Genomic DNA, 22,144 nt, shown 5'->3' with positions numbered 1-22,144 from the left:
AGCGGCGGTCACGATGTTGTTGTGCCGGATGGGACCAGTCTACGAGTCACCGGTCCCATCCGGATGAACTTTGGGTGAGCCTCAGTGGGCCTGGCGCTTGTAGAACGGCAGTTCGACGACGGTGAAGTCGTGTGCCTTGCCGCGGATGTCCACGGTCACGGCGGTGCCCGCCTCGGCGCGGTCCCGGTCGAGGTAGGCCAGGGCGATCGGGTGGCCGAGCGTCGGTGAGGGCTGACCGGAGGTGACGGTGCCGACCTCGGAGCCGTCGATCGACACTGCGGCTCCGGAGCGGGCGGCACGGCGCCCCTCCGAGCTCAGGCCGACGAGCACGCGCGGCGGTTCGGTCTCACCGAGTTTCGCCAGAGCTTCGCGGGCGAAGAATTCGTCCTTCGTCTTGAACCCGATCATCCGGCCCAGCCCCGCGTCGAACGGGGTGGTGTTCTCATCGAGTTCGTTGCCGTAGAGCGGCATCCCGGCTTCGAGCCGCAGCGAATCGCGCGCGGCCAGTCCGCAGGGCACGAGTCCGTAGTCGGCGCCCGAGGTCACGAGCGTGTTCCACAGGCGGGTGGCGCCGATGTTCGGGATGTAGAGCTCGAACCCGTCCTCACCGGTGTATCCGGTGCGGGCGAGCATGAGGTCGATCCCGGCGATCGTCAGCGGCATCCACGCGTAGTACCCCAGGTCGCGCACCGCCTGACCGATGGTGATGGTGTCATCCCCCGCCGAGGTGGCTCCCCCGTTGGCATCGTCGGTGACCTGGGCCTTCGCCTGGTCTCCGGCACCGGTGCGGGGTCCGAATTCGCCGTGGCCGGACTCGTCGAGGGCGCGCAGGATGATCGCCTCCGAGTTCGGGCCCTGCACGGCGATGAGCGCGGTGGCGTCGGATTCGTCGGTCAGGCGCACATCGGAGCCGGGGGCGACGTCCTGGACGAAGTGCTCCACCCGGTCCTTGAGCGCTGCGACCACGGTGGGCGTGTTCGAGGCGTTGGGGACGATGAGGAACTCCTCGTCGCCGATGCGGTAGGTGATGAGGTCGTCGAGCAGGCCGCCTGACTCGTTGACGATGACTCCGTACTTGGCCTTGCCGATCTTCATCTTCGAGTACTTCGCGACGAGCGCGTAGTCGAGGAAGGCGGCGGCGTCGGTTCCGCTGATGCGCACCTCGCCCATATGGGAGAGGTCGAAGAGGCCTGCGGCCTCACGCACGGCACGGTGTTCGGCGAGTTCCGAACCGTACTTCAGCGGCATGTCCCAGCCGCCGAAATCGGTGAACGAGGCACCGAGCTCGGCGTGGATGCCGTGCAGCGGGGTTTCTTTGGGCGTGTTCGCAGTCTGATCGGTCATCACTTGTCCCCTTCCTCGAACTCTTCGAAGGCCTCTGGCGGCGGGCAGGAGCACACCAGGTTGCGGTCGCCGTAGGCTCCGTCGATGCGGCTGACCGGCGGGAAGTACTTCGTGTGGCGCAGTCCGGGCACGGGGAACACCGCGGTCTCGCGGCTGTATTTGCCGTCCCAGTCGTCCATCACCACGGTCGCCGGGTGCGGCGCAAGCGCCAGCGGCGACTCTTCGTAGGTATACGACTTGCCGATCTCGTCGATCTCGGCACGGATGGTGCGCATGGCTTCGATGAAGCGGTCGAGTTCGTCCTTGTCCTCGGACTCGGTGGGTTCGACCATGAGGGTGCCGGGCACCGGGAAGGCCAGGGTCGGGGCGTGGAAGCCGAAGTCGATCAGCCGCTTGCAGACATCTTCTGCGGTGACTCCCGTCGCCGCGGTGATCGCGCGGAGGTCGAGGATCGTCTCGTGGCCGACGAGTCCGTTCTCACCCGAGTAGAGGATGGGGTAGACGTCGCCGAGCTTCTTCGCCAGGTAGTTCGCCCCCAGCAGGGCGGCCCGCGAGGCTTCGCGCAGCCCTTCGGCACCCATGAGTTCGAGGTAGGCGAAGCTGATGGGCAGGACTCCGGCGGAGCCGAACATCGATGCGGAGATCGGCAGTTCCTTGGCGTCCGGGTCGCCGGCGACGAGTTCCGGCAGGGTGGCGTCGCCGGGCAGGTACGGGGCGAGGTGTTCGCGCACCGCGACGGGGCCGACTCCGGGGCCGCCTCCTCCGTGGGGGATGCAGAAGGTCTTGTGCAGGTTGAGGTGGGAGACGTCGCCGCCGAATTCGCCGGGCTTGGCGAGTCCGACCATGGCGTTGAGGTTCGCACCGTCGACGTAGACCTGGCCGCCGGCGGCGTGCACTTTGTCGCAGACCTCGCGGATCTGCGGTTCGAACACACCGTGGGTCGACGGGTAGGTGATCATGATGCCGGCGATTGTGCCCTCGTGCTTGGCGATCTTCGCATCGAGGTCGTCCATGTCCACGGATCCGTCGTCGGCGGTGCCGACGACCTGGACCTGGAGTCCGGCGAGCACTGCGGAGGCGGCGTTCGTGCCGTGCGCGGACTGCGGGATGAGCACGACGGTGCGGGCATCGTCGCCGTTCGCCACATGGTAGGCACGGATGGCGAGCAGTCCGGCCAGCTCACCCTGCGAGCCGGCGTTGGGCTGCAGGGACACGCGGTCGTAGCCGGTGACCTCGGTCAGCGAGTCCTCGAGGCGGCCGATGAGTGCGCGCCAGCCCTCGGTCTGCTCGGCCGGGGCGAAGGGGTGGATGGAGGCGAATTCCGGCCAGGTGATGGGTTCCATCTCGGCGGCGGCGTTGAGCTTCATCGTGCACGAGCCCAGCGGGATCATCGTCCGGTCGAGTGCGAGGTCCCGGTCGGACAGGGTGCGCAGGTAGCGCATCATCGAGGTCTCGGAGCCGTGGGCGCTGAAGACGGGGTGGGTGAGGAATTCGGTGTCCCGGTGGAACTTCGAATCGTATGCGGGTTCGGGCACGGCGTTGGCTCCGAAGGTCCCCGCCGAGGCGGCTTCGAACTCGTCCGCGTCGACCCGGGCGATGATGCCGAGGGCTTCGAGCAGACCGTTGGCATCGGCGACGGTGTGGGGTTCGCCGAAGGAGACGCCGACGGTGGTGTCGTCGATGACGCGGATGTTGAATCCGGCCTGGTCGGCGACGTAGCGGGCGGCTTCGGCATCGGCCACGCGCAGCGCGACGGTGTCGAAGAAATCCCAGGTGAGAACCTCGGCGCCGGGAGCGGTGTCTGCGGCACCGGCGAACGCGTGCGCGAGGCGGTGGACGCGGGAGGCGATGCGGGTCAGGCCGATCGGGCCGTGGTAGACGGCGTACATGGAGGCGACGTTGGCCAGCAGCGCCTGCGCGGTGCAGATGTTGGAGGTCGCCTTCTGGCGGCGGATGTGCTGCTCGCGGGTCTGCAGGGCCAGGCGGTAGCCGGGCTTGCCCTGGGCGTCCTTGGACACTCCGACGAGGCGGCCGGGCAGCTGGCGCTGGAGTCCGGACTTCACGGCCATGAAGCCGGCGTGGGGGCCGCCGAAGAACAGGGGCACACCGAAGCGCTGGGCCGAGCCGACGGCGATGTCCGCGCCTTGGGAGGCGCAGTCCTTGAGCAGGGTGAGTGCCAGCAGGTCGGCGTCGAAGGTCACGAGCGCCCCGCGGTCATGCGCGCCGTCGACGGCGTCGGTGAAGTCGCGGATGGCACCGGTGGTGCCGGGCTGGGCGCAGACGATGCCGAAGATGTCTTCGCCGACGAGACCTTCGGCGAGGTCGGCGACGGTGACGCGGAAGTCCATGGCCTTGGCACGGGCGCGGACGACGGCGATGGTCTGCGGGTGGAGCTCGGAGTCGAGGACGACGGTTGTCCCCTTCTTCACGGCGCGACGCATGAGCAGGACCGCCTCGGCGACGGCGGTGGCTTCATCGAGGAGGGAGGCATTGGCGATGTCGAGGCCGGTGAGATCCTGGACGACCTGCTGGAAGTTCAGCAGCGCTTCGAGCCGGCCCTGGGAGATCTCGGGCTGGTAGGGGGTGTAGGCGGTGTACCAGGCGGGGTTCTCGACCAGGTTGCGGCGGATGACGGCCGGGGTGATCGTGTCGTAGTAGCCCTGGCCGATGAGCTGGGTGCGCATGACGTTCTGTGAGGCGAGGTCGCGCAGGTCGTTCAGCACATCGAATTCGGAGCGGCCTGCGGCCAGGTTGAGTTCGTCGTTCTGGATGGATTCCGGGACGGCAGCGGATGAGAGCGCTTCCAGGGAGTCATAGCCGAGTTCGGCGAGCATGGCCCGGGCGTCGTCGGCGCGGGGGCCGATGTGGCGGTCGGAGAAGGGGCGTGCGGTGTCCCCTGTTGCCTGCGTCGTATGGGCGAGTGAACTGGTCAATTGCCGTCCTAGGGTCGGTGTCGCGTCCACCGATGGGAGGACGCAGCGTTCGCTGAGTGTCCTCCCCGATCTGTCGGACCGGAGCCCTTCAGATATGCCTGCAATCGGTGGTACTGGGCCTGAGAGTTTCCCGGGGAGGGAATTGCACCTACGGCGCTGCTCGATGCCCGGCTCGGTTCGGCCTGACAGCGGCAGCTCTCCCACGTCTTGTCTTAGCGGCGTATGAAGTTATGCGCACAGCCAAGTGGGCCTCGGTGGACCCCGGCTGAGACTGCGCCTCCGATTCTAGTGAATGAAGTCACCCCCGACAAACCCCCTGCTGGCCCTCTCGCCGTGACCGCTCGTCGGACCGCTGCGAGGCCCAGCTCCCCGCGGCAGCTCCGCCTTGCCGCGTATGCAGAAATAGGTCGCTATCGGATCCTCTGCTTGCTCAGAAGTATCCGATAGCGACCTGGATTCGGGCCGCAGTATCCGATTGCGACCCATATTCTGTGCGGTCAGTTCAGGATCGCCCGCCCCGAGGCGGCTCTCCCGTCCCGCTGCGATGTTCAGATCGCGTTGAGGTCCTTGCCCTTGGTCTCGGGCAGCTTGACCACGGCGACGATCGTTGCCAGGCAGAGCAGAACCACCCAGCCGCTGGAGAGCCAGCTGAGGTCGAGCGAGTTGAACAGTCCGTTGAGATACGGTGCCGTTCCACCGAACACAGCCACAGAGACTGAGTATGCAAACCCGATTCCTTGGGTACGGACCTTCGTCGGGAAGGCCTCGGACAGGACTGCCGACAGCAAGGCTCCTGCCATCGAGACCACGAGCAGTGCCAGCGTCGACGCAACGAACAACGTCCAGCCGGTGTCCGTGATCATGCCCATGAGCGGATACTGCAGGATCGCCATGAGCACTCCGAAGCCGATGAGCACCGGCCGACGACCGATCCGGTCGGAGAGGGATCCCCAGAAGGGCAGCGACGCGAGTGCGATGATCTGCGCACCGACGGTCGCCCAGTAGGCGGTCTGCGCATCCATACCGCGTTCGGTGATCGCCAAGGTCGACGCGTACGACGTCCAGGTGTAGTGAGCCGCGGTGATACCCGAGGTCATGAGCACGACGAGGACGATCGCACGAGCCACACGGCCGCGATCCAGCGGGGTCGGGTCGACAACTTCTTCCGCTTCATCGGATTCGAAGACATCGCTTTCGACCATTCCGCGCCGCATCCACAGCGCAACGAGCGCGAGCAGACCGCCGAGCGCGAACGGAATCCTCCATGCCCAATCGGAAACAGCCGCCTCGGAGAAGACATTCGTGATTACGCCCCCGATCGTGTAGGCGACCACCGAACCGCCGAAGATGGCGACGAATACGATGGAGCCCCAGAAACCGCGTTTGTGGGCCGGAGCGATCTCGGCGATATAGGAGTTCGCCGTTGCCGACTCTCCGCCGTGGGCGAAGCCCTGTGCCACTCGGATGAGGAGGAGGATCAGTGAGGCGAAGACGCCGATCTGTCCGTAGGTGGGCAGGACGGCGATGAGGAACGAACCGCCTGCCATGATGAGCATCGTGACGATGAGAACGAACTTGCGCCCCTTCACATCGGCGATCTTGCCGAACACGATGCCGCCCAGGGGTCTCATGAGGAACCCTACAGCGAAGACGCCGAGGGTTGCGAGGACGGAGGAGACCGGGTCCTCACTGTTGAACATGGCGGCCGCGATGAACGGCGTGAACACCGCGTAGGCGCTCCACTCGTACCATTCGAGGATATTGCCGATGGTGCTCGCAACGACGGATCGCCGTTTCAGCTGCAGAGGCACCTTTGTCTCTGCGATCGTGTCGGTCATGGCTTCCTTTCCACTGCTTCATTGGAGGTGGTGGTGGTGCTGTATATCTCTGTGGTGCTGCTCGGTGGTGCGGATCCTCCTGTCTCCAGTTCGCCCTCAGACGACGGTGGCGGCGATGGCTTCGGCGGCTGCGATGAGTTCGGGGACTCCGGTTTCGAGGTTGCTGGTGAAGTCACCGGCCGCCGGTGCTTCGCCGTTGAGCCACCTCGTGTAGATGGCTTCGGAGAAGATCGCGGCCTTCCACAGCGCGAACGCCTCGTACCAGGGCAGGTCGGACAGATCGAGTCCTGTCTTCTGCTGATAGCGAGCGGCGAGTTCGGATCGGGTGAGGAACCCCTCCCCTGCCGTGACCGGGGTGAGGTCCATGACCGTGCGCGGGTGCTCGGCGTCGGTATAGGTGACGAGGAAGTAGCCGAGGTCGGCGAGCGGATCGCCGAGCGTCGACATCTCCCAGTCGAGGATCGCGGAGACCTCGACCGGCACGGACGAGGCGATCATCGCGTTCCCGGCCCGATAGTCGCCGTGGACGACCGCGTGTCGCTGAGCGGCCGGAATGTTCGCGGCCAGCCATTCGCCGAGGCGGCTGACCTGGGGCAGGTCTCGTTGAGTGTTCTTCTCCCAGAGGGAGGCGAACAGCTTGACCTGGCGCTGCATGTACCCGTCGGGACGGCCGAGGGCTGCCACCGCGGGAATGGAGACGTCGACGGAGTGGAGGTCGACGAGGCGGTCGACGAGGGCTTCGCTGAGTACGCGACGGTCGGCCGCCTCGGCGAGGAAATCGGGCAGGGTGTCGGTGACGACAGTGCCGGGAACGAAGTCCATGACGTAGAACGGCACGCCGAGCACGGACTCGTCCTCGCAGATATGGAGGATGGTCGGCACGGCCACGTCCTGGGCACCGAGGACCTGCTGGATCTTCGCCTCGCGGACCATGTCGTGGGTCGACTTCGGGATCGGGGGACGCGGCCCACGGCGCAGCACCACGTCGATGTCGTCGCGGCGGATGCGGAAGGTCACGTTCGACTGGCCTTCGCCGATGCGGTCCCAGCGGACGGGGCCGGAGCCCATCCCGTGTTCGTCGAGGTAGTCGGTGATGGCGTCGATGATGAGCAGCGGCGGCGTGGTCAGGGCGCGCGCCTCGGCGGCGGTGTCGACGACGTCGACGAGCTTCTCGGTCATCGCGCCTCTCCGACGTTGTCGAGGCGGGGTGCACCCGCGGCGACTTCCTTGCGGCGTTTCGACGAAGCGCGACGGGAGATCGCGAACTTGTGTGTCTCGGTGGCGCCGTCGTAGATGCGGAACGGGCGGACGTCGTTGAGGTACTGGATCAGCGGCAGCTGGTCGGAGACTCCGTCGCCGCCGGTGATCTGAATGGCGCGGTCGATGACGCGGTAGACGGCTTCGGAGCAGTAGACCTTCGCGATCGACGATCGCGAGTTCGCTTCACTCGCGTCGGTCGCGAGCACCTCGGAAGTCTTCGTGATCATCGCATCCGAGGTTTCGATGTCGATGACCGACTGTGCGATGAGCTCCTGGGCGAGTCCCTGGCGTGCCAGGATGTCGCCGAATGCCTCACGGTGTTCGGCGCGGTCGAGTGCCGTGTCCAGTGCGCGGCGGGCCAGTCCCAGCCACCGCATGCAGTGCGTGAGGCGGGCGGGGGCCAGGCGCACCTGAGCATAGGCGAATCCCTTTTCGGGTTCGCCGAGGATCGCCGAGGCGGGGACGCGGACGTCGTCGAAGTGGACGTAGGGGTGACCGCCGGCGATGGTGCGATCGACCGTGTGGATCGACCGGCCGACGCTGACGCCGGGAGTGTCCTTGGGTACGAGGAACATCGTGGCTGCCTGGCCCTTGCGGGCCTGGGCCGAGCCGGAGCCTTCGCCGGTGTCAGCGGAGTCCTCGGCGACGGTGGCGGCCATGACGATGAAGAAGCTGCACAGCTCAGCCCCGGAGATGAAGCGCTTGTCGCCGTTGATGACCCACTCGTCGCCGTCCTTGACCGCGCGGGTCGCCAGCGCCGACGGGTCGGAGCCCGTGCCCGGATGTGGTTCGGTCATGGCGAAGGAGGAGCGGACGTCACCGGCGGCCAGCGGAGCGAGGAACTGCTCCTTCTGCTCCTGTGTGGCGATCTGCTCGAGCATGTGCATATTGCCTTCATCAGGGGCCATGCAGTTGAGGACGGCAGGTCCGATCGGCGAGTAGCCGGCTTCCTGGAAGACAGGGGACCAGAATTCGATCGGCACGCCCTGGCCGCCCCATTGGGTGGGCACGTGTGGGGCGAAGACGCCGGCTTCCTTGGCTTTGGCCTTGAGGTCGGTCAGCACTGCCTCGTCGAGGTAGTCGCCCGGATGGGGTTCGGCGGGTATGACGACCTCGCGGATAAAGGTGCGGGTGCGCTGGCGCAGCTCCTCGACCTCTGCTGGAATTCGGCTCATGCTGTGCCTCCTGCTGTGATGAGTCCGCCGTCGGCGGTGAGAATCTGGGCGGTGACCCAGGCAGAATCGGACGAGGTCAGGTATGCGGCGGCTGCGCCGATATCCTCGGGAGTGCCGAGGCGGCCGGCCGGATAGGCGGCGGTGACTTCTTCTTCCTTGCCTTCGTAGAGGGCGGTGGCGAAGCGGGTCTTGACCACGGCAGGCGCAATGCCGTTGACGCGGATATCGGGCCCGAGTTCGACGGCGAGCGTCTTCACGAGGTGGGCGACGGCGGCCTTTGAGACGCCGTACATGCCGATGCCTTCGCTGGGGCTCTGTCCGGCAACCGAGGAGATGGACAGAATCCGGCCCTTGTTCTCCCGGAACTTCAGTCCCTCGTGATGGACGGCCCCCTGGATCCAGGCCAGGGTGCCGAGGACGTTGACCTCGAGGATCTTGCGGGCGGCATCAAGGTCGATGTCGACGGTTTCGCCGTACACGGGGTTGATGCCGACGTTCGTGACGAGCACATCGAGGTGGCCGTACTTCTCCGCGATAGTGTCGAAGACCTCGGTGCGGTGGGCCGGGTCATCGGCCTTGCCGGCGATGCCGATCGCGGTGCCGTCGGGGAATTCGGCGACGGTCTCGGCGAGCGGTTCGGGCTTGCGGGCGGTGAGGACGACGGTCGCACCTTCGGCCTGCAGCCGCTGGGCGATGCCGAGTCCGATGCCGCGGCTCGATCCCGTGACGAGGGCGACCTGGCCCTCGAAACGGCGTCCGATCGTTGATTCGCTCAATGTCTCTCCTGTGCTGCGTGGTTGTCTGTCAGTGGTGCCTATTTGTTCGACGCTGCTTCTTTTCCGGAGTCGCGCAGCAGTCGGCGTTGGATCTTTCCGGTGTGTGTTTTGGGCAGGTCGGACATGACGTGGACGGTGCGTGGGTATTTGTAGGCGGCAAGCCGTTCTTTCGTGAAGGTGATGAGCTCCTCGGCGCTGGCGCGCTGTCCGGCGCGCAGGGAGACGTAGGCGACGACAGTTTCGCCGCGGTAGTCGTCGGGCTGACCGACGACGGCGGCTTCGAGCACAGCTGGGTGTTCGTAGAGGACGTCTTCGACCTCGCGCGGCCACACTTTGTAGCCGGAGGCGTTGATCTGGTCCTTGATGCGGTCGACGAGGTAGATCCAGCCGGCGGCGTCCATGACTCCGACATCGCCGGTGCGCAGCCAGCCGTCGTCGAAAGCCGCCTCATCGGCCTCAGGTTTGCCCAAGTAGCCGGGCGTGATCTGGGGTCCGCGCAGTTCGAGTTCGCCGGCGATGGAATCGGTGACGACGGTCCCGTCGGAGATGTCGACGATGCGGGCTTCGAGTCCGGGGAACGGCACGCCGATGGCCAGGGTGTCGGTGGCCGGGTCGACAGGGGCTTCGGTGTTCGGCGGGACTCCGATGACCGCCGAGGCAGTTTCGGTCATTCCGTAGATGTTGTGGATGTAATGACCGAACCGGTTCCGGAAGCGCTCGACCGTGGCCGGAGGCACGGGGGCTCCACCGGAGTAGAGGTAGCGAATGTCCTGCAGATCCTCGGCGGTCGCGGACTCATGTTCAAGCAGGGCGTTGTAGACGGTGATCGAGCCGATTGTCACAGTGACCTTGTCATCGCGGATGGCGGTGACGATCTTGTCCGCGTTGACGCGGCCGATGAAGTCGAGCGTGATCGGAAAGATCAGCGAGGTCGCCGCGCAGGCGACGGCTCCGGTGATGTGGAAGAGCGGGGCGATGGCGAGCATGACGTCGCCTTCGCCGAGGTTCATCCACGCTCCGTACGACCGGGCCACGGCAAGCACATTGCGGTGGGTGCCGACGGCGCCCTTGGCCGGTCCGGTGGTGCCGGATGTGTAGGTGAGCAGGGCGGAGTCATCGAGTCCGGGCAGCAGTTCGGTGCGGTGACTGGGAACGTCGCTGCGGTGGGAGTCGAGGAAGGGACCCCACGCGTCGACGGCGATCCCGGACTCGGCGGGGGTCGCCTCGGCGAGGGTGGCCTCTGACTCACGGGAGGCTGCCGCCTTGGCATCGCCGGTGAAGTCAGCAGGGTCGCAGTCGTATTCGTCGTCATCGGTCGTGAGCACCCAAGTCAGCGAGCTGCCGGTGAGGGTCTCGCGAGCCTGGCCGAGATCTGCTTCGTCGCAGATGATCGCCGAGGCGGACGAATCGTCTATGAGCTCGCGCAGTTCGCGACCGCGGTACATGGGATTGAGGACGAGAGGGACGATGCCGACCTTCCACGCCGCCAGCAGTGCGACGGCGAACTGCGGGACGTTCTGGAGGTAGACGCCGACGATGCTCGATTTCTGCAGGCCGCGGGCGAGGAACCCGGCGGCGAGCGCTTCGGCCTCACGGTCGATGTCGGTGGTAGTGAATGTGCGGCCGCGATAGGTCACGGCGGTCTGGTCAGGGTGGGCCTCGACGCGGGCATTCCACGCATGGGCAGTGGACTTGTCGTGGATCTCCGTCGCCTCGCCTACTCCGGCGGGGTAAAGCCGCGTCCACACGTGCTGCGTAGCGGTGGAGGTGTTGTCGGCTGCCATCTGACTGTCGCCCTTCATCATGTCTGGACCGAGCCGGTTCCCCGCGGCCCGACCGAGCGCTCGCTCGGTTAGTTCTGTATCGTAGGTCACACGATGGTCGGGCGCAAGGGCAGACGAAGGAGATGCCTCGGCGGCTTAGGAGAATCAACAGGCGAAGGGATATCTCGGCGACCAAAGGGACCCGCCGGACGAGAATGGCCGTAGATTAGGGATGAGACGACAGTGACACTGAGCAGGCAGGGACGACTCGTGAGCAACGCACCTTCGACCGACTGGCGCGACTACGATGCGCCGTTGCTTTCGCCGATCCTTCAGTCCGCGCTCGACAGCTTCGTCAAAGGCGGATTCCACGGCACGAGCATCCGTCAGCTCGCCGGTGCGGCCGGCCTGTCAGTGCCCGGTCTCTATCACCACTTCGCGTCGAAGCATGCGATCCTCGCCGAGATCGACCGGCTGGCGATGGAGGACCTATGGCAGCGCAGCGTCGCCGCTCTCGCCGACGGCGGGCAGGAGCCGACCGCACGATTCGACAGACTCATCGAATGCCTGCTGCTCTTCCACGCACACCAGTCCGAACTCGCCTTCATCGCATTCAGCGAGATCCGAGCGCTGAAAGATCAGCACCGGGATGCTCATATCGCTGCTCGTGACCGACAGCAGAAACTCCTCGACGAGGTGGTCGAGGAGTGCGTTGCCGACGGCAGCTTCACCACGGAGTTCCCGCGGGACGCCTCACGTGCGATCACGACGATCTGCACGGGCGTCTCGCAGTGGTACCGGGCCGGCGGTGAGCTTGATCCTGCTGGCGTAGCCAGGCGCTATGGCGAGATCTGCGCCCATGCCGCCGGCCTCCCGGTGAGGTAGCGCGTGCCCCTCAGGCGCTGCCGCCGGCGGTGACGACTCCTCCATCGGCGGTGAGCACCTGGGCGGTGATCCAATCGGCGTCGTCCGACGCGAGATAGGCGACGGCACCGGCGATGTCCTCGGGAGTCCCGAGGCGTTTGACCGGGTACGCGGACGCGACCTCCTCCTCCCTGCCCTCGTACAGCGCGGTGGCGAACTTCGTCTTGACCACTGCCGGGGCGACGGCGTTGACACGGACGTCGGGACCGAGCTCGACGGCGAGGGTCTTTGTCAGGTGCGAGACCGCCGCCTTCGAGATTCCGTAGAAGCCGATGCCCTCGCTCGGCACCTGCCCGGCCACCGATGAGATCGCCACCACCCGTCCCCGGTTCTCACGAAAGTTCAGGCCATTATGATGGACCGCGTCCTGCACCCAGGCCAGCGTGCCGAGCACATTGACGTCGAAGATCTTTCGTGCGGCGTCGAGCTCCATGTCGACGAGCGGACCGTAGACCGGGTTGATTCCGGCGTTGGCCACGAGCACATCGAGGCGACCGAACTTCTCAGCGATCGTGTCGAACACCTCTGCCCTGTGTGCCGGGTCGTCGGCCTTGCCGGCGATGCCGATCGCCGTACCCTCGGGGAACTCCGCGACTGCCTCGCCCAGTGCTTCGGGCTTGCGCGCGGTGAGGATGACGGTGGCGCCTTCGGCCTGCAGACGATGCGCGATTCCGAGCCCGATACCGCGGCTGGCACCGGTGATGACGGCGACCTGACCGTCGAAACGACGTCCTGACTTCGGTTCCGCAGAGGCGGCTGTCGGCTGTGCTGCTGAGGTGCTGTCTGACATTGATGAACTCCAGTGTTCGTGCAGTGACATGGTGATTCGGCGCTGACCTGGCGAATCGCCGTGAAGCGAGCGTTCGTTCAGCGATCGGTTCTCATCGTAGGCATAGCCGTCGGAGGAAGACAAGGACTGCCGCGCCAAGCGAGCGCACTGGACGAGAATGGAGTCATGAATCATCTCGAGTTCCACCTCGACGTCGGCCCGGCCGCACAATTCCCACTCGCCCGCGACGCGGTCTTCTCGTGGGCGCTGCAGGACCTCGCAGGCGTCGTCGTCCGCCCGTCTCGCCGGGTGGTCGAGGGCCAGATCGTCGATCTGGGACTCAATCTCCGATGGCCGGCCGCGCCGAGGCGGCTGCGCGGTCGCGATCTGCTCGTGCCCGTGGGTTCGTGCGTCGTGACCCGGGTGATCGATGAGGCAGATCGCGCCGGATTCACCTATCGCACCCTGCCGGGTCACCTCGAGGACGGAGAGGAGACCTTCCTCGTCTCCATCGGCACCGACGGTCGACTGGCCGTGACCATCAGCGCCGACTCCGTTCCCGCGCATCCGCTGCTTCGCCTGGGCGCCCCGGTGACGGTGGCCGGACAGGAGATGATGGCCAGGCGGTATGCCGAGGGCCTGAAACGGCAGCTCAGCACCGCCGACAGCAGACGTCACGGCCGCGCCCTCGCCTCGGCCTCGGCACTGCTCGGTCGCGAGCTGAGCTTCACAGAGACCCTGGCCGGCGGTCAGCACGCACTGACCGTGGCAGTCCGAGACGGAGACGCGGAGCTCGTCGTCCGCGAGTTTCCCACCGGCCACGACGCAGCGATCCGGGAGTCCGCGGTGCTCGATCGGCTGGCCCCGCTCGGCGATCTCGTCCCCCACCTCATCGCCCACAGCGCCGACACCAACGACCCGGTCATCGTCACGACCCGCGTGCCGGGGACGTCTCCGGATCCGGCCACGCCGCTGACCACCATCGCTCGCGAGATGGCCGCGGCATTGGTGCGCATCCACGAACTCGACGGCACCGGCCTGCCGGTGACTCCACAGTCCCCACCTCCTGGAACCTCGGATCTCGCCGTTCGCGCACAACGTGAGTGGGCGAACCTCGACCGCGACGAGGAGGTCCTCACGCACAGGGACTTCTGGGCAGGCAATGCCCTCTGGTCGCAGGGATGCCTCACGGGAGTCGTCGACTGGTCGGGCGCGAGCCGCGGACCACGGGGAGTCGACCTCGCCTGGTGCCGTCAGGATCTCGTGCTGCTCGGCTCCCCCGAGGCCGCCGCCGTCTTCCTCGCCGCATACGAAGAGCGATTGGGCCGCCGCATTCACGACATCCGCGCCTGGGACGTCCAAGCCGCGGCACTCGCCCACGACCGTGTCGAGACCTGGCTGCCGAACTACCACGGAATCGGCCTCACGGACATGACCGCCGAGGATCTCCGCCGCCGCCTCGACGAATGGAACGCCCAGCTGTGAGCACGTCCGGCAGTCGCCGGCGTCCGAAGTCGAACTGAACGGCGGCAGCGCCCGTCGGCCATGCACCCAGCAGCAATCCGATACCTCAACAGTCATGAATGCATGTACATTATTGACTGATTCGATATATGGTGGGATGGACCATACGCGCACCCTGCGTGCTCAAGACAGGATGCGCGAGCCGGGCGTTCCGAACCCGGCAGCACGCGGCGGCGCCGCCGGCCCGACGAGAGGGAGACATTCGACGATGAAGCAGTCGACCACTTCTGAGCACCACGACAGCGGCCCTGGGCACGACCACCACCGGTCGCCTGCCCATGACCGCCTCGAGGAGTTCCTCCCGCGCGCGGGCACAGGTCCGCTGTCGGGGCAGATCGTTGTCGACTTCTCCCGCGTGCTGGCCGGACCGTACTCGACGATGATGCTCGCCGACCTCGGGGCCACCGTCATCAAGGTCGAAGGCCCCAAGGGCGACGACACCCGACATTGGGCTCCACCGGTGCGCGAGGCCGACGCCACCTACTATCTGTCGATCAACCGCAACAAATACGACCTCGTCCTCGACTTCACCGACGCCGATGACCTCGCCACCGCGCAGAAACTCGCAGCGCAGGCCGATATCGTCGTCGAGAACTTCAAACCGGGTGGCCTGGCGAAGTACGGCCTCGACTACGACAGCGTCTCCGCGATCAACCCGACGGTCATCTATGCCTCGGTGACCGGCTTCGGGCGTGAGAATCCACTGCCCGGATACGACCTCCTCGTGCAGGCGCTGTCCGGGATCATGTCGGTCACCGGCAGCCCCGACGGCTCGCCCTACCGCGCCGGAGTCGCCGTCTTCGACGTCATGACCGGGCTGCACACGACGATCGGCATCCTCGCCGCGATCCAGCACCGCACGCTCACCGGCGAGGGCCAGCTCGTCGAAACCAACCTCATGTCCTCGGCGATGTCCGGCCTGGCCAACCAGACCGGTGCCTACGCCGCCGCAGGCGTGAATCCGACCCGAATGGGCAACGCCCACCCGAGCCTCTACCCGTATCAGCCGATGGCCACGCAGTCCGGTGAGATCATCGTCGCCGCCGCCAATGACGGCCAGTTCCGGATCCTCGCCGAGGTGGTCGGACGACCCGATTGGTGCGACGACGAGCGATTCGCCGCCGCGAAGAACCGCAACGCGAACCGCGATGCCCTCGAACCCGAACTGCTCGAGGCCCTGCAGGCCCACACCGCCCAGGAATGGTTCGACAAGCTCTCGGCCGCCGGCCTGCCCTGTGCCCCGATCAACACGATCGCCGAAGGCGTCGAACACGCCGCGAGCCTCGGCCTGTCACCGGTCGTGGACACCGGCAGCGGCGAGCGCATCATCCCGACGGTCCGCAACCCGATCACCCTGTCGAAGTCGCAGGTCTCCTACGACCTCGCTCCCCCGGAGCTCGGAGCCGACTCCGATCGGGTCCGTGCCTGGCTCGACAGCCTCTGAACCGTTCACCACAGACGAAGGAGATCCAACAATGGACAACACGGAACTCGACGACATCCTGTCTGCCGTCCGAGAATTCGTCCGCGAGAAGGTCGTCCCCCTCGAGACCCAGGTCGAGGACGAGGACGCTTTCCCAGAAGCCATCATCAAGGAATCCGCCGAAATGGGACTCTTCGGCTGGGCCCTGCCCGAGGAATACGGCGGCCTCGGCCTCAATGCCGAACAGGACGCGCTGCTCGCTATGGAACTCGGCTACACGACCCCGTCGTTCCGGTCCCTGTTCGGCACGAACAACGGCATCGCCGGACAGGTGCTCGTCAACTACGGCACCGATGAGCAGAAGTCCGAATGGCTGCCCCGCCTGGCCTCCGGAGAGGTCGTCGCCTCCTTCGCCCTCACCGAATCCGAGGCCGGCTCCGACCCCTCGGGCCTGCGCACCAAGGCCGAACGCGTCGGCGACGACTACATCATCAACGGCTCCAAGCGGTTCATCACCAACGCCGAGGCCTCCGACGTCCTCATGGTCTTCGCCCGCACCGACCCGAACGCCACGGGCTCAAAGGGCATCTCGGTCTTCCTCGTGCCCACGAAGTCCGAAGGCGTGACCGTCGGACCGCACGATCACAAGATGGGTCAGGCCGGCGCCTGGACCTCGGAGATCTTCTTCGACGACGTGCGCGTGCCTGCCGCCAACCTCGTCGGCGGTGAGGAGGAGAAGGGCTTCTACGCGGCCATGGCCTCGCTCAACAAGGGACGCCTGCACATCGCCGCGATCTGCGTCGGACAGTCGATCCGCATCCTCGACGAATCCGTGCGCTTCGCCGCCGAGGCGAAGCAGGGCGGCGAGCCGATCGCCCGGTTCCAGCTCGTCCAGGCGATGCTCGCCGACATCTACACCGATGTCGCCGCCGCCAAGTCGCTCGTCCTCACGGCCGCTGAGCGCTGGGACGCCGAGACCGATCGCAAGCTGGGCCCCTCCTCGGCGAAGCTCTTCGCCTCCGAAGCACTCGCCCGCGTCGCCGACAAAGGCGTGCAGATCCAGGGCGGAATGGGCTATATGCGCGAATCCGCGGTCGAACGCTTCTACCGTCACGCCCGCCTCTTCCGCATCTACGAAGGCACCTCCGAGGTCCAGCGCGTCGTCGTCGCCAAGCAGCTGCTGGGTGGCGCACACAAACCGCAGTTCAACCTCTGAGCTGGGCCCTCACTGCACCTGAACGACCAATGGCACGGGCCGCCTCGGCGAGGTCAGCCTCGTGTCGCGGCACCACACCCATACGAAAGGCATCACCATGACTGAATCCACGCCCGCGAATTCCGGCATCACCGTCACCGACACCGGCGGAGTCACCGCCATCCCCGGCCTGCTTGCCGGCAAGGTCGCCGTCGTCACCGGCGGAGCCCAGGGGCTCGGCCTGGCGATGGCGCGCAGCCTCGTCGACTCCGGAGCGAAGGTCGTTCTCGCCGATATGAATGAGGAGAGCCTGCAGGCGGCCGTGATCGAACTCGGCGGAGACGGCGTCGCCACCGGCGCCGTGTGCAACGTCTCCGACCTCGAGGCCGTCGAGAAGCTCGCGAAGGCGGCCACGACCGCATTCGGCGGTATCGACATCTGGGTCAACAACGCCGGAATCACCCGCGATGCGACGATCCGGAAGATGACCGAGCAGCAGTTCGACGACGTCATCTCCGTCCACCTGCGCGGCACGTGGAACGGGCTCAAGGTCGCCACCGCGCTCATGCGCGAGCAGGACCGCGGCGGCTCGATCATCAACGTGTCCTCGATCAGCGGGAAGGTCGGCAACCCCGGACAGTCGAACTACTCGGCGGCGAAGGCCGGCATCGTCGGCATGACCAAGGCCGTGGCCAAGGAGGTCGCGTTCAAGAACATCCGCATCAACGCGATCCAGCCCGGATTCATCAACACCGCTATGACCGCAGCCATGCCCCAGCACGCGATCGATTCGAAGCTCGCCGAGATCCCGCTCGGCCGCCCCGGCGAACCCGAAGAGGTCTCCTCCGTGGTGCTGTTCCTCGCCTCCGGCCTCTCGAGCTACCTCACCGGCACCGTCACCGAGATCTCCGGCGGTCGCAATATCTGATCGTGTTCGCCCTCGCCGAGGCGGCCCGGCGTTCTCGTCGCACCTTTGCCGAGGTGGATCACCCGATCACCGAATGACAACTGCCCGACGTCCCCGCGGGGACGTCGGGCAGTTGTCATTCCGCATCTCCGCGTCCGACGCGGCAACGTTTCACCGTAACGGTCCGGCCGCCTCGGCGAGGATCAGGTCTTGGCGGATCGTCGGCCGGGCAGGCGGACGACGCCGAAGGCGACCATGCCGATGAGCGGCAGCAGCGGCCAGATCCAAGTGACGCCGTGGCCGTCGACCATCCCGGTGTCGGCCAGGATGGCCAGGCCCGCGCAGATCGCCGCCGAGGCGGCGATCGGCATCCACACGGGCGGTGCGGGGCGGTCGTCGGGGGACGGTGTTTCGAACCGGCCGAAGATCGCCACGAGCACCCCGGTGATCGCCAGCAGAACGAGTGCCCAGAGCGGACGGGTGAGCCACCAGATTCCGGTCAGCGGAGTCGGCAGCAGGGCATCGGCGTCGAGGCCGATGAGGACGTTGGCCAGGGCAGTCAGTGCGGTCAGGTGCCAGAGGAACCAGGTCATGATGCGCTGGTTGACGAGCACCGTGAGGAACCACAGTCCGGGGCTGCGCAGGAGTGCGGCCAGTGGGCGCTGAAGCATGAGCACGATTCCGGCCTGAGCCATGCCGAGGAAGGCCATCGTCACTCGGGTCGGGGCGGAATTCGAGATCGTGTCGGTGCCTGCGGTGATCATCGACACCGGGTAGGGGCCGAAGCCGACGAGGAGCCCGAGCCCGAGAGCGCCGATGACGAAGAGCAGCAGGCAGCGTCTGATGCTGGAGAGTCGGCCGTCGAGCCAGGCGTAGCCGAACTGGTGGAAGCTCGCCCAGACGAGAAGGTAGTTCGGATAACCGGCGAGCCTGCTCTCGGTGACGATGCTGATGAGGTCGATGATGCCGGCCAAGCCGATGCCTGCGATGATCGACCACCAGCCCCATCTCTCCCACAGGATCAGACATGGTGGGGCGACGATGACGACGAGCAGGTACGCGGCGAGGAACCACGTCGGTACGAGTGCCATCTGGGACGCCAATTGCACTGCGGCGGGTTCGGCCCCGGCGGCCAGAGCAATGACGCAGGTGACCAGCCAGACGAGCAGCAGTGGGATGAGGGGCAGACCGAGTCGCCGCAGGCGTGCCCGCAGCCATTCGGCGTAGCCGGTCTGCCGCCGCCTGGCCGAACGCCACGACAGGGCGTTGGAGTAGCCGCCGACGAGGAAGAAGATCGGCATCACCTGGAACACCCAGGTCAGAGGGTGCGTCCACGTGGCCTGGTCGAGCAGTCCGTGCGGTTCGATGCCGCCGGTGGCGCTGACGGCGATGATCGTCCAGTGGCCGAGCACGACGACGGTGATCGCTGCGGCGCGGAGGAAGTCGACCTCGCGGCTGCGGGTGTCCGGGGTCGCCTCATCGACCTTGCGGGCTTGGGCCGGGAACGAGCGGGGCATGCGGGGACGTCCTTGTCGGTTGGTCGGGGAACGGCTGTTGAGGGAACGGCCGGTGCGGGTCGCATCCATCGCCGAGGTGGCCGGCCGCCTCGGCGAGGTCAGGCGCGGTATCTGATTTCGCCGCCGACGACGGTGAGCGCGACTCGGGTGTCGCGGATCGCCTCGGCGTGGGTGAACAGGGCTTCCTCGGAAGCGTAGCCGAGGAGCCCGTCGGCCGACGTGCGTGAGACGGCCGGGTCGCTCGACTGCGGGGCCGCCTCGACGGTCACACCGGCAATGGCGCGCGCGGCGAACTCGGGATTGAGCCCTTCGGCCACGCACGGGTCGGTGTCGACGAGGATGAAGTCGGCGTCCATCCCCGGCGCCAGATATCCGCGCCGGTCCTCGAGGCCGGTGGCGAAGGCCGGTCCCTGAGTGTGCAGACGGATGGCCTCGACGGCGCTCATTCGGCGGTGCGGCTGGAAAGTCGTGGATGACTCACCTGAGATGTCCGCCCTGGTCATCGCCGCATAGATCGCGGCGAAGGGGTTGGCGGGTTCGACGGGTCCGTCCGAGCCGAAGACGACGTGCGCGCCCGCCTTGAGCAGGTCCGGCCAGGCATAGGCGGCCAGCTGCGCGGACTCGTCGATGAGGTGGAGCAGATGCAGATCGGAGATGCAGTGGCGTGGCTGCATGGACGCGAGCACCCCGAGCTCGGCGAATCGGGCGACGTCGGACGGTTGGATGAACTGGGCGTGTTCGACGCGGTGGCGCATGGGCCTGCCGAACTTCTCCTCCGCGGCCCGCGTGGTGCCTCGCAGTCGCTCATAGACGGCGAGCACATGGTGGTTCGCCTGGTCGCCGATGGCGTGGATGGCTACGGAGATGCCCGCCTCGGTGGCGATGTGCGCCTGGTCGAAGAGTTCGTCCTCGGTCATCTGCGCGATGCCGAAGTTCTCGGTCTCGCCGTCGGCTTCGGGAAACGGTGAGGACATATGCGAGGTGTGCGAGCCGAGCGCTCCGTCGGAGAACAGCTTCAGCCCGCCGCACTGCAGCCAGTCGTCTCCGTCGCCGGTGTGCCAGCCGGTCTCGATCGCCCACGGCACCTCGGGTGAGCGGAGGAACAGCGTGACCCGCATGTCCTGTCGACCGGCTTCGTGCAGGTCGTTCCACCCCAGTGTCGCTGAGATGCCGTCGAAGTCATGGATCCCGGTCAGGCCCTGCGACAGGAAGAGTTCCTGCGTGGTGGCCAGCCGTTCGACCTGGTCCTCGCGGCTGGGTTCGGGGATGAAGCGGGCGACGAGGTCGGTGGCGTCTTCGCGCACCAGACCGGTGAGCTGGCCGTCGTCGTCGCGGACGAAGCTGCCGCCCGAGGGGTCATCGGTCGTGGAGTCGATTCCCGCGATCTCGAGGGCGTGGGCGTTGACCCACAGGGTGTGCAGGTCGAGTGACCACATCGCCACGGGATGGTCGGGAACCTCGGCGTCGAGGAGGTCCCGGTCCGGATAGGACGGGTCCTCCCATTTGTTGAGGTCCCAGCCGGAGCCGACCACCCAGGCGCCCACCGGGAGCGAATCGGCGCGTTCGCGGATGGCCGCGACCGCCTCGGCGAGCGATTTCGTCTGGGACAGGTCGAGGTCGGTCAGCGAATCGGCGTACATGATCGAGTGGATGTGGCCGTCGACGAATCCGGGCAGGATGACCTGCCCGCCGCAGTCGACCTCGTCGATCTCGAGGCCGGGGATGACCGTGGTCGCACCGACCCCACCCGCCGAGGCGAGCGCCGCCGTCGTCGACGACTGCGCGGCGGCGATGTCGAGCAGTTCGGCCCGGGTGCCGACGGCGACGATGGTCTCCCCGTCGACGAGGATCGCATCGGGGGCCGGCTGTGTGAGGTCGAAGGTCAGGGCGGGAGTCGGGGCGGGGGCCTTGTCTGTGTTCGATGTGCTCGGGTCGGAGGCGATCGACGCAGAAGTGTTCGAGGCGGGGGTACTCGAGGCGGCTTGGGGTGCGAAAGTGCGCACCACGGCGTTGGAGAACAGACGCATGGACACCAGTCTAGAGCGGGTGCGGCGAAGTCGCTGAGTGGGCCGACCACCACCCCCTCCTTGCTACCTGACGGCGGCCCAGATACCTCGCGCGAGGTTGCTGCGCCGCCGTCAGGTAGTAATTGGTGGGCGAAGGTGAAGGGCGCAGTCGGGCTTTTCTACGAGGAGTAGAATCGAGGTCATGACTCACTTCTTCGGCACCGATGACTCGCGGCTGGCGGCGAGCGCTCGGATCATTCTGCCTGCTGTCTGGCTCGGGCTCATCATCGGCATCTCGCTCATCGAGGCGCCGCTGAAGTTCACGGCCCCGGGCATCACGATCCCGCTGGGGTTGGGCATCGGCAGGCTGGTGTTCGGGGTGATGAACTGGGTCGAGTTGGTCATCGCCGTGATCCTGCTGTGGGCGCTGCTCAAGTCGGGTGTCGATCGCGTCTACCGCAGTGTGGCCTGCGGACTCATCGCGGTGCTCATCATCAAGGTCGTCGTCATTCGGCCATTGCTCAATCAACGCACGGATGCGGTTCTCGCCGGCGTCGACGAGGGTGGGTCGTCGCTGCATCTGCTCTACATCGCCGCGGACGGGCTGCTCATCGTGGGGCTGGTTGCCGCACTCGTGCTTGCGGTGCGCCGTTGGGTGACTTTCCGCCCAGCAATCGGAACCAGTTCCTCCGCCGGGTGACGTTCCGCCCGGCCGTGTGACTTTCCGCCCGTCCGGGTGACGATCCGAACGGCTGTGGGCGCAGATTCGCCCGCTGATGAGGCGGCAGCG

16 protein-coding genes and 1 riboswitch are annotated in these 22,144 nt (G+C 66.7%); of the genes, 6 read left to right on the top strand and 10 right to left on the bottom strand.

Annotated features, from left to right (window positions below):
* Positions 1–81: 81 nt before the first annotated feature.
* The 7 genes from HF684_RS02505 to HF684_RS02475 all read right to left on the bottom strand — a co-directional run bounded on the left by HF684_RS02505 (position 82) and on the right by HF684_RS02475 (position 11,110).
* Positions 82–1,344, bottom strand: coding sequence for a glycine cleavage system aminomethyltransferase GcvT (locus HF684_RS02505; RefSeq protein ID WP_169251212.1), 1,263 nt, complete (start codon positions 1,342–1,344; stop codon positions 82–84).
* Entirely contained in the window at positions 1,344–4,277 is a 2,934-nt protein-coding gene (gene gcvP / locus HF684_RS02500; protein ID WP_169251211.1) for an aminomethyl-transferring glycine dehydrogenase, read from the bottom strand. Before gcvP ends, HF684_RS02505 begins: the two co-directional genes overlap by 1 nt.
* 98 nt (positions 4,278–4,375) lie before the next feature.
* Positions 4,376–4,490: riboswitch (glycine riboswitch) on the bottom strand.
* A gap of 335 nt (positions 4,491–4,825) precedes the next feature.
* Positions 4,826–6,115: an MFS transporter gene (locus tag HF684_RS02495; protein ID WP_169251210.1), complete on the bottom strand. Its 1,290-nt coding sequence runs from the start codon at positions 6,113–6,115 to the stop codon at positions 4,826–4,828.
* Positions 6,116–6,211: 96 nt separating this feature from the next.
* Complete coding sequence (locus tag HF684_RS02490; RefSeq protein ID WP_169251209.1) at positions 6,212–7,294, bottom strand: phosphotransferase family protein; 1,083 nt, start codon at positions 7,292–7,294, stop codon at positions 6,212–6,214.
* On the bottom strand, positions 7,291–8,550 hold the full coding sequence (locus HF684_RS02485) for an acyl-CoA dehydrogenase family protein (RefSeq protein WP_169251208.1): 1,260 nt from the start codon (positions 8,548–8,550) through the stop codon (positions 7,291–7,293). The genes HF684_RS02490 and HF684_RS02485 overlap by 4 nt, the downstream gene beginning before the upstream one ends.
* Positions 8,547–9,326 carry an SDR family oxidoreductase gene (locus HF684_RS02480; RefSeq protein WP_211168053.1) on the bottom strand — a complete coding sequence of 260 codons (780 nt, stop codon included), beginning with the start codon at positions 9,324–9,326 and terminating at the stop codon, positions 8,547–8,549. The genes HF684_RS02485 and HF684_RS02480 overlap by 4 nt, the downstream gene beginning before the upstream one ends.
* Before the next feature lie 38 nt (positions 9,327–9,364).
* On the bottom strand, positions 9,365–11,110 hold the full coding sequence (locus HF684_RS02475) for an AMP-binding protein (RefSeq protein ID WP_169251207.1): 1,746 nt from the start codon (positions 11,108–11,110) through the stop codon (positions 9,365–9,367).
* Positions 11,111–11,359: 249 nt separating this feature from the next.
* Here HF684_RS02475 and HF684_RS02470 point away from each other — a divergent pair, with 249 nt between their 5' ends.
* Positions 11,360–11,974 (top strand): TetR/AcrR family transcriptional regulator, encoded by a 615-nt coding sequence (locus HF684_RS02470; protein ID WP_169251206.1) that lies wholly within the window; start codon positions 11,360–11,362, stop codon positions 11,972–11,974.
* Between the two features lie 10 nt (positions 11,975–11,984).
* Here HF684_RS02470 and HF684_RS02465 read toward each other — a convergent pair whose 3' ends face one another.
* On the bottom strand, positions 11,985–12,803 hold the full coding sequence (locus HF684_RS02465; RefSeq protein WP_169251205.1) for an SDR family oxidoreductase: 819 nt from the start codon (positions 12,801–12,803) through the stop codon (positions 11,985–11,987).
* Positions 12,804–12,968: 165 nt separating this feature from the next.
* Between HF684_RS02465 and HF684_RS02460 the strand changes: the two genes are divergently transcribed.
* From HF684_RS02460 to fabG, 4 genes are all read left to right on the top strand, one after another.
* Entirely contained in the window at positions 12,969–14,267 is a 1,299-nt protein-coding gene (locus HF684_RS02460) for a DUF1990 family protein (protein ID WP_169251204.1), read from the top strand.
* A 247-nt stretch (positions 14,268–14,514) separates the two neighbouring features.
* Complete coding sequence (locus tag HF684_RS02455; protein ID WP_169251203.1) at positions 14,515–15,750, top strand: CoA transferase; 1,236 nt, start codon at positions 14,515–14,517, stop codon at positions 15,748–15,750.
* Between the two features lie 31 nt (positions 15,751–15,781).
* Complete coding sequence (locus HF684_RS02450; protein WP_169251202.1) at positions 15,782–16,945, top strand: acyl-CoA dehydrogenase family protein; 1,164 nt, start codon at positions 15,782–15,784, stop codon at positions 16,943–16,945.
* Positions 16,946–17,042: 97 nt separating this feature from the next.
* A complete protein-coding gene (fabG, locus tag HF684_RS02445; RefSeq protein WP_169251201.1) occupies positions 17,043–17,852 on the top strand; it encodes a 3-oxoacyl-ACP reductase FabG in 810 nt (269 codons plus the stop codon).
* 182 nt (positions 17,853–18,034) lie between these two features.
* Here the strand turns inward: fabG and HF684_RS02440 are convergent, their stop codons facing one another.
* Together HF684_RS02440 and HF684_RS02435 are read right to left on the bottom strand one after the other, a co-directional pair.
* Positions 18,035–19,348 carry an acyltransferase family protein gene (locus HF684_RS02440; protein ID WP_169251200.1) on the bottom strand — a complete coding sequence of 438 codons (1,314 nt, stop codon included), beginning with the start codon at positions 19,346–19,348 and terminating at the stop codon, positions 18,035–18,037.
* 98 nt (positions 19,349–19,446) lie between these two features.
* Complete coding sequence (locus HF684_RS02435) at positions 19,447–21,375, bottom strand: amidohydrolase (protein WP_169251199.1); 1,929 nt, start codon at positions 21,373–21,375, stop codon at positions 19,447–19,449.
* A 181-nt stretch (positions 21,376–21,556) separates the two neighbouring features.
* Between HF684_RS02435 and HF684_RS02430 the strand changes: the two genes are divergently transcribed.
* Positions 21,557–22,054, top strand: a complete 498-nt coding sequence (locus tag HF684_RS02430) for a hypothetical protein (RefSeq protein WP_169251198.1) — start codon at positions 21,557–21,559, stop codon at positions 22,052–22,054.
* Positions 22,055–22,144: the final 90 nt, after the last annotated feature.

Origin of the sequence: Brevibacterium sp. 'Marine' (assembly GCF_012844365.1) — a bacterium.
In the GTDB taxonomy this organism is placed as follows: Bacteria; Actinomycetota; Actinomycetes; order Actinomycetales; family Brevibacteriaceae; genus Brevibacterium.
The sequence above is the reverse complement of the archived record's forward strand: the minus strand, read 5'-3'. Positions and strand labels throughout refer to the sequence as shown.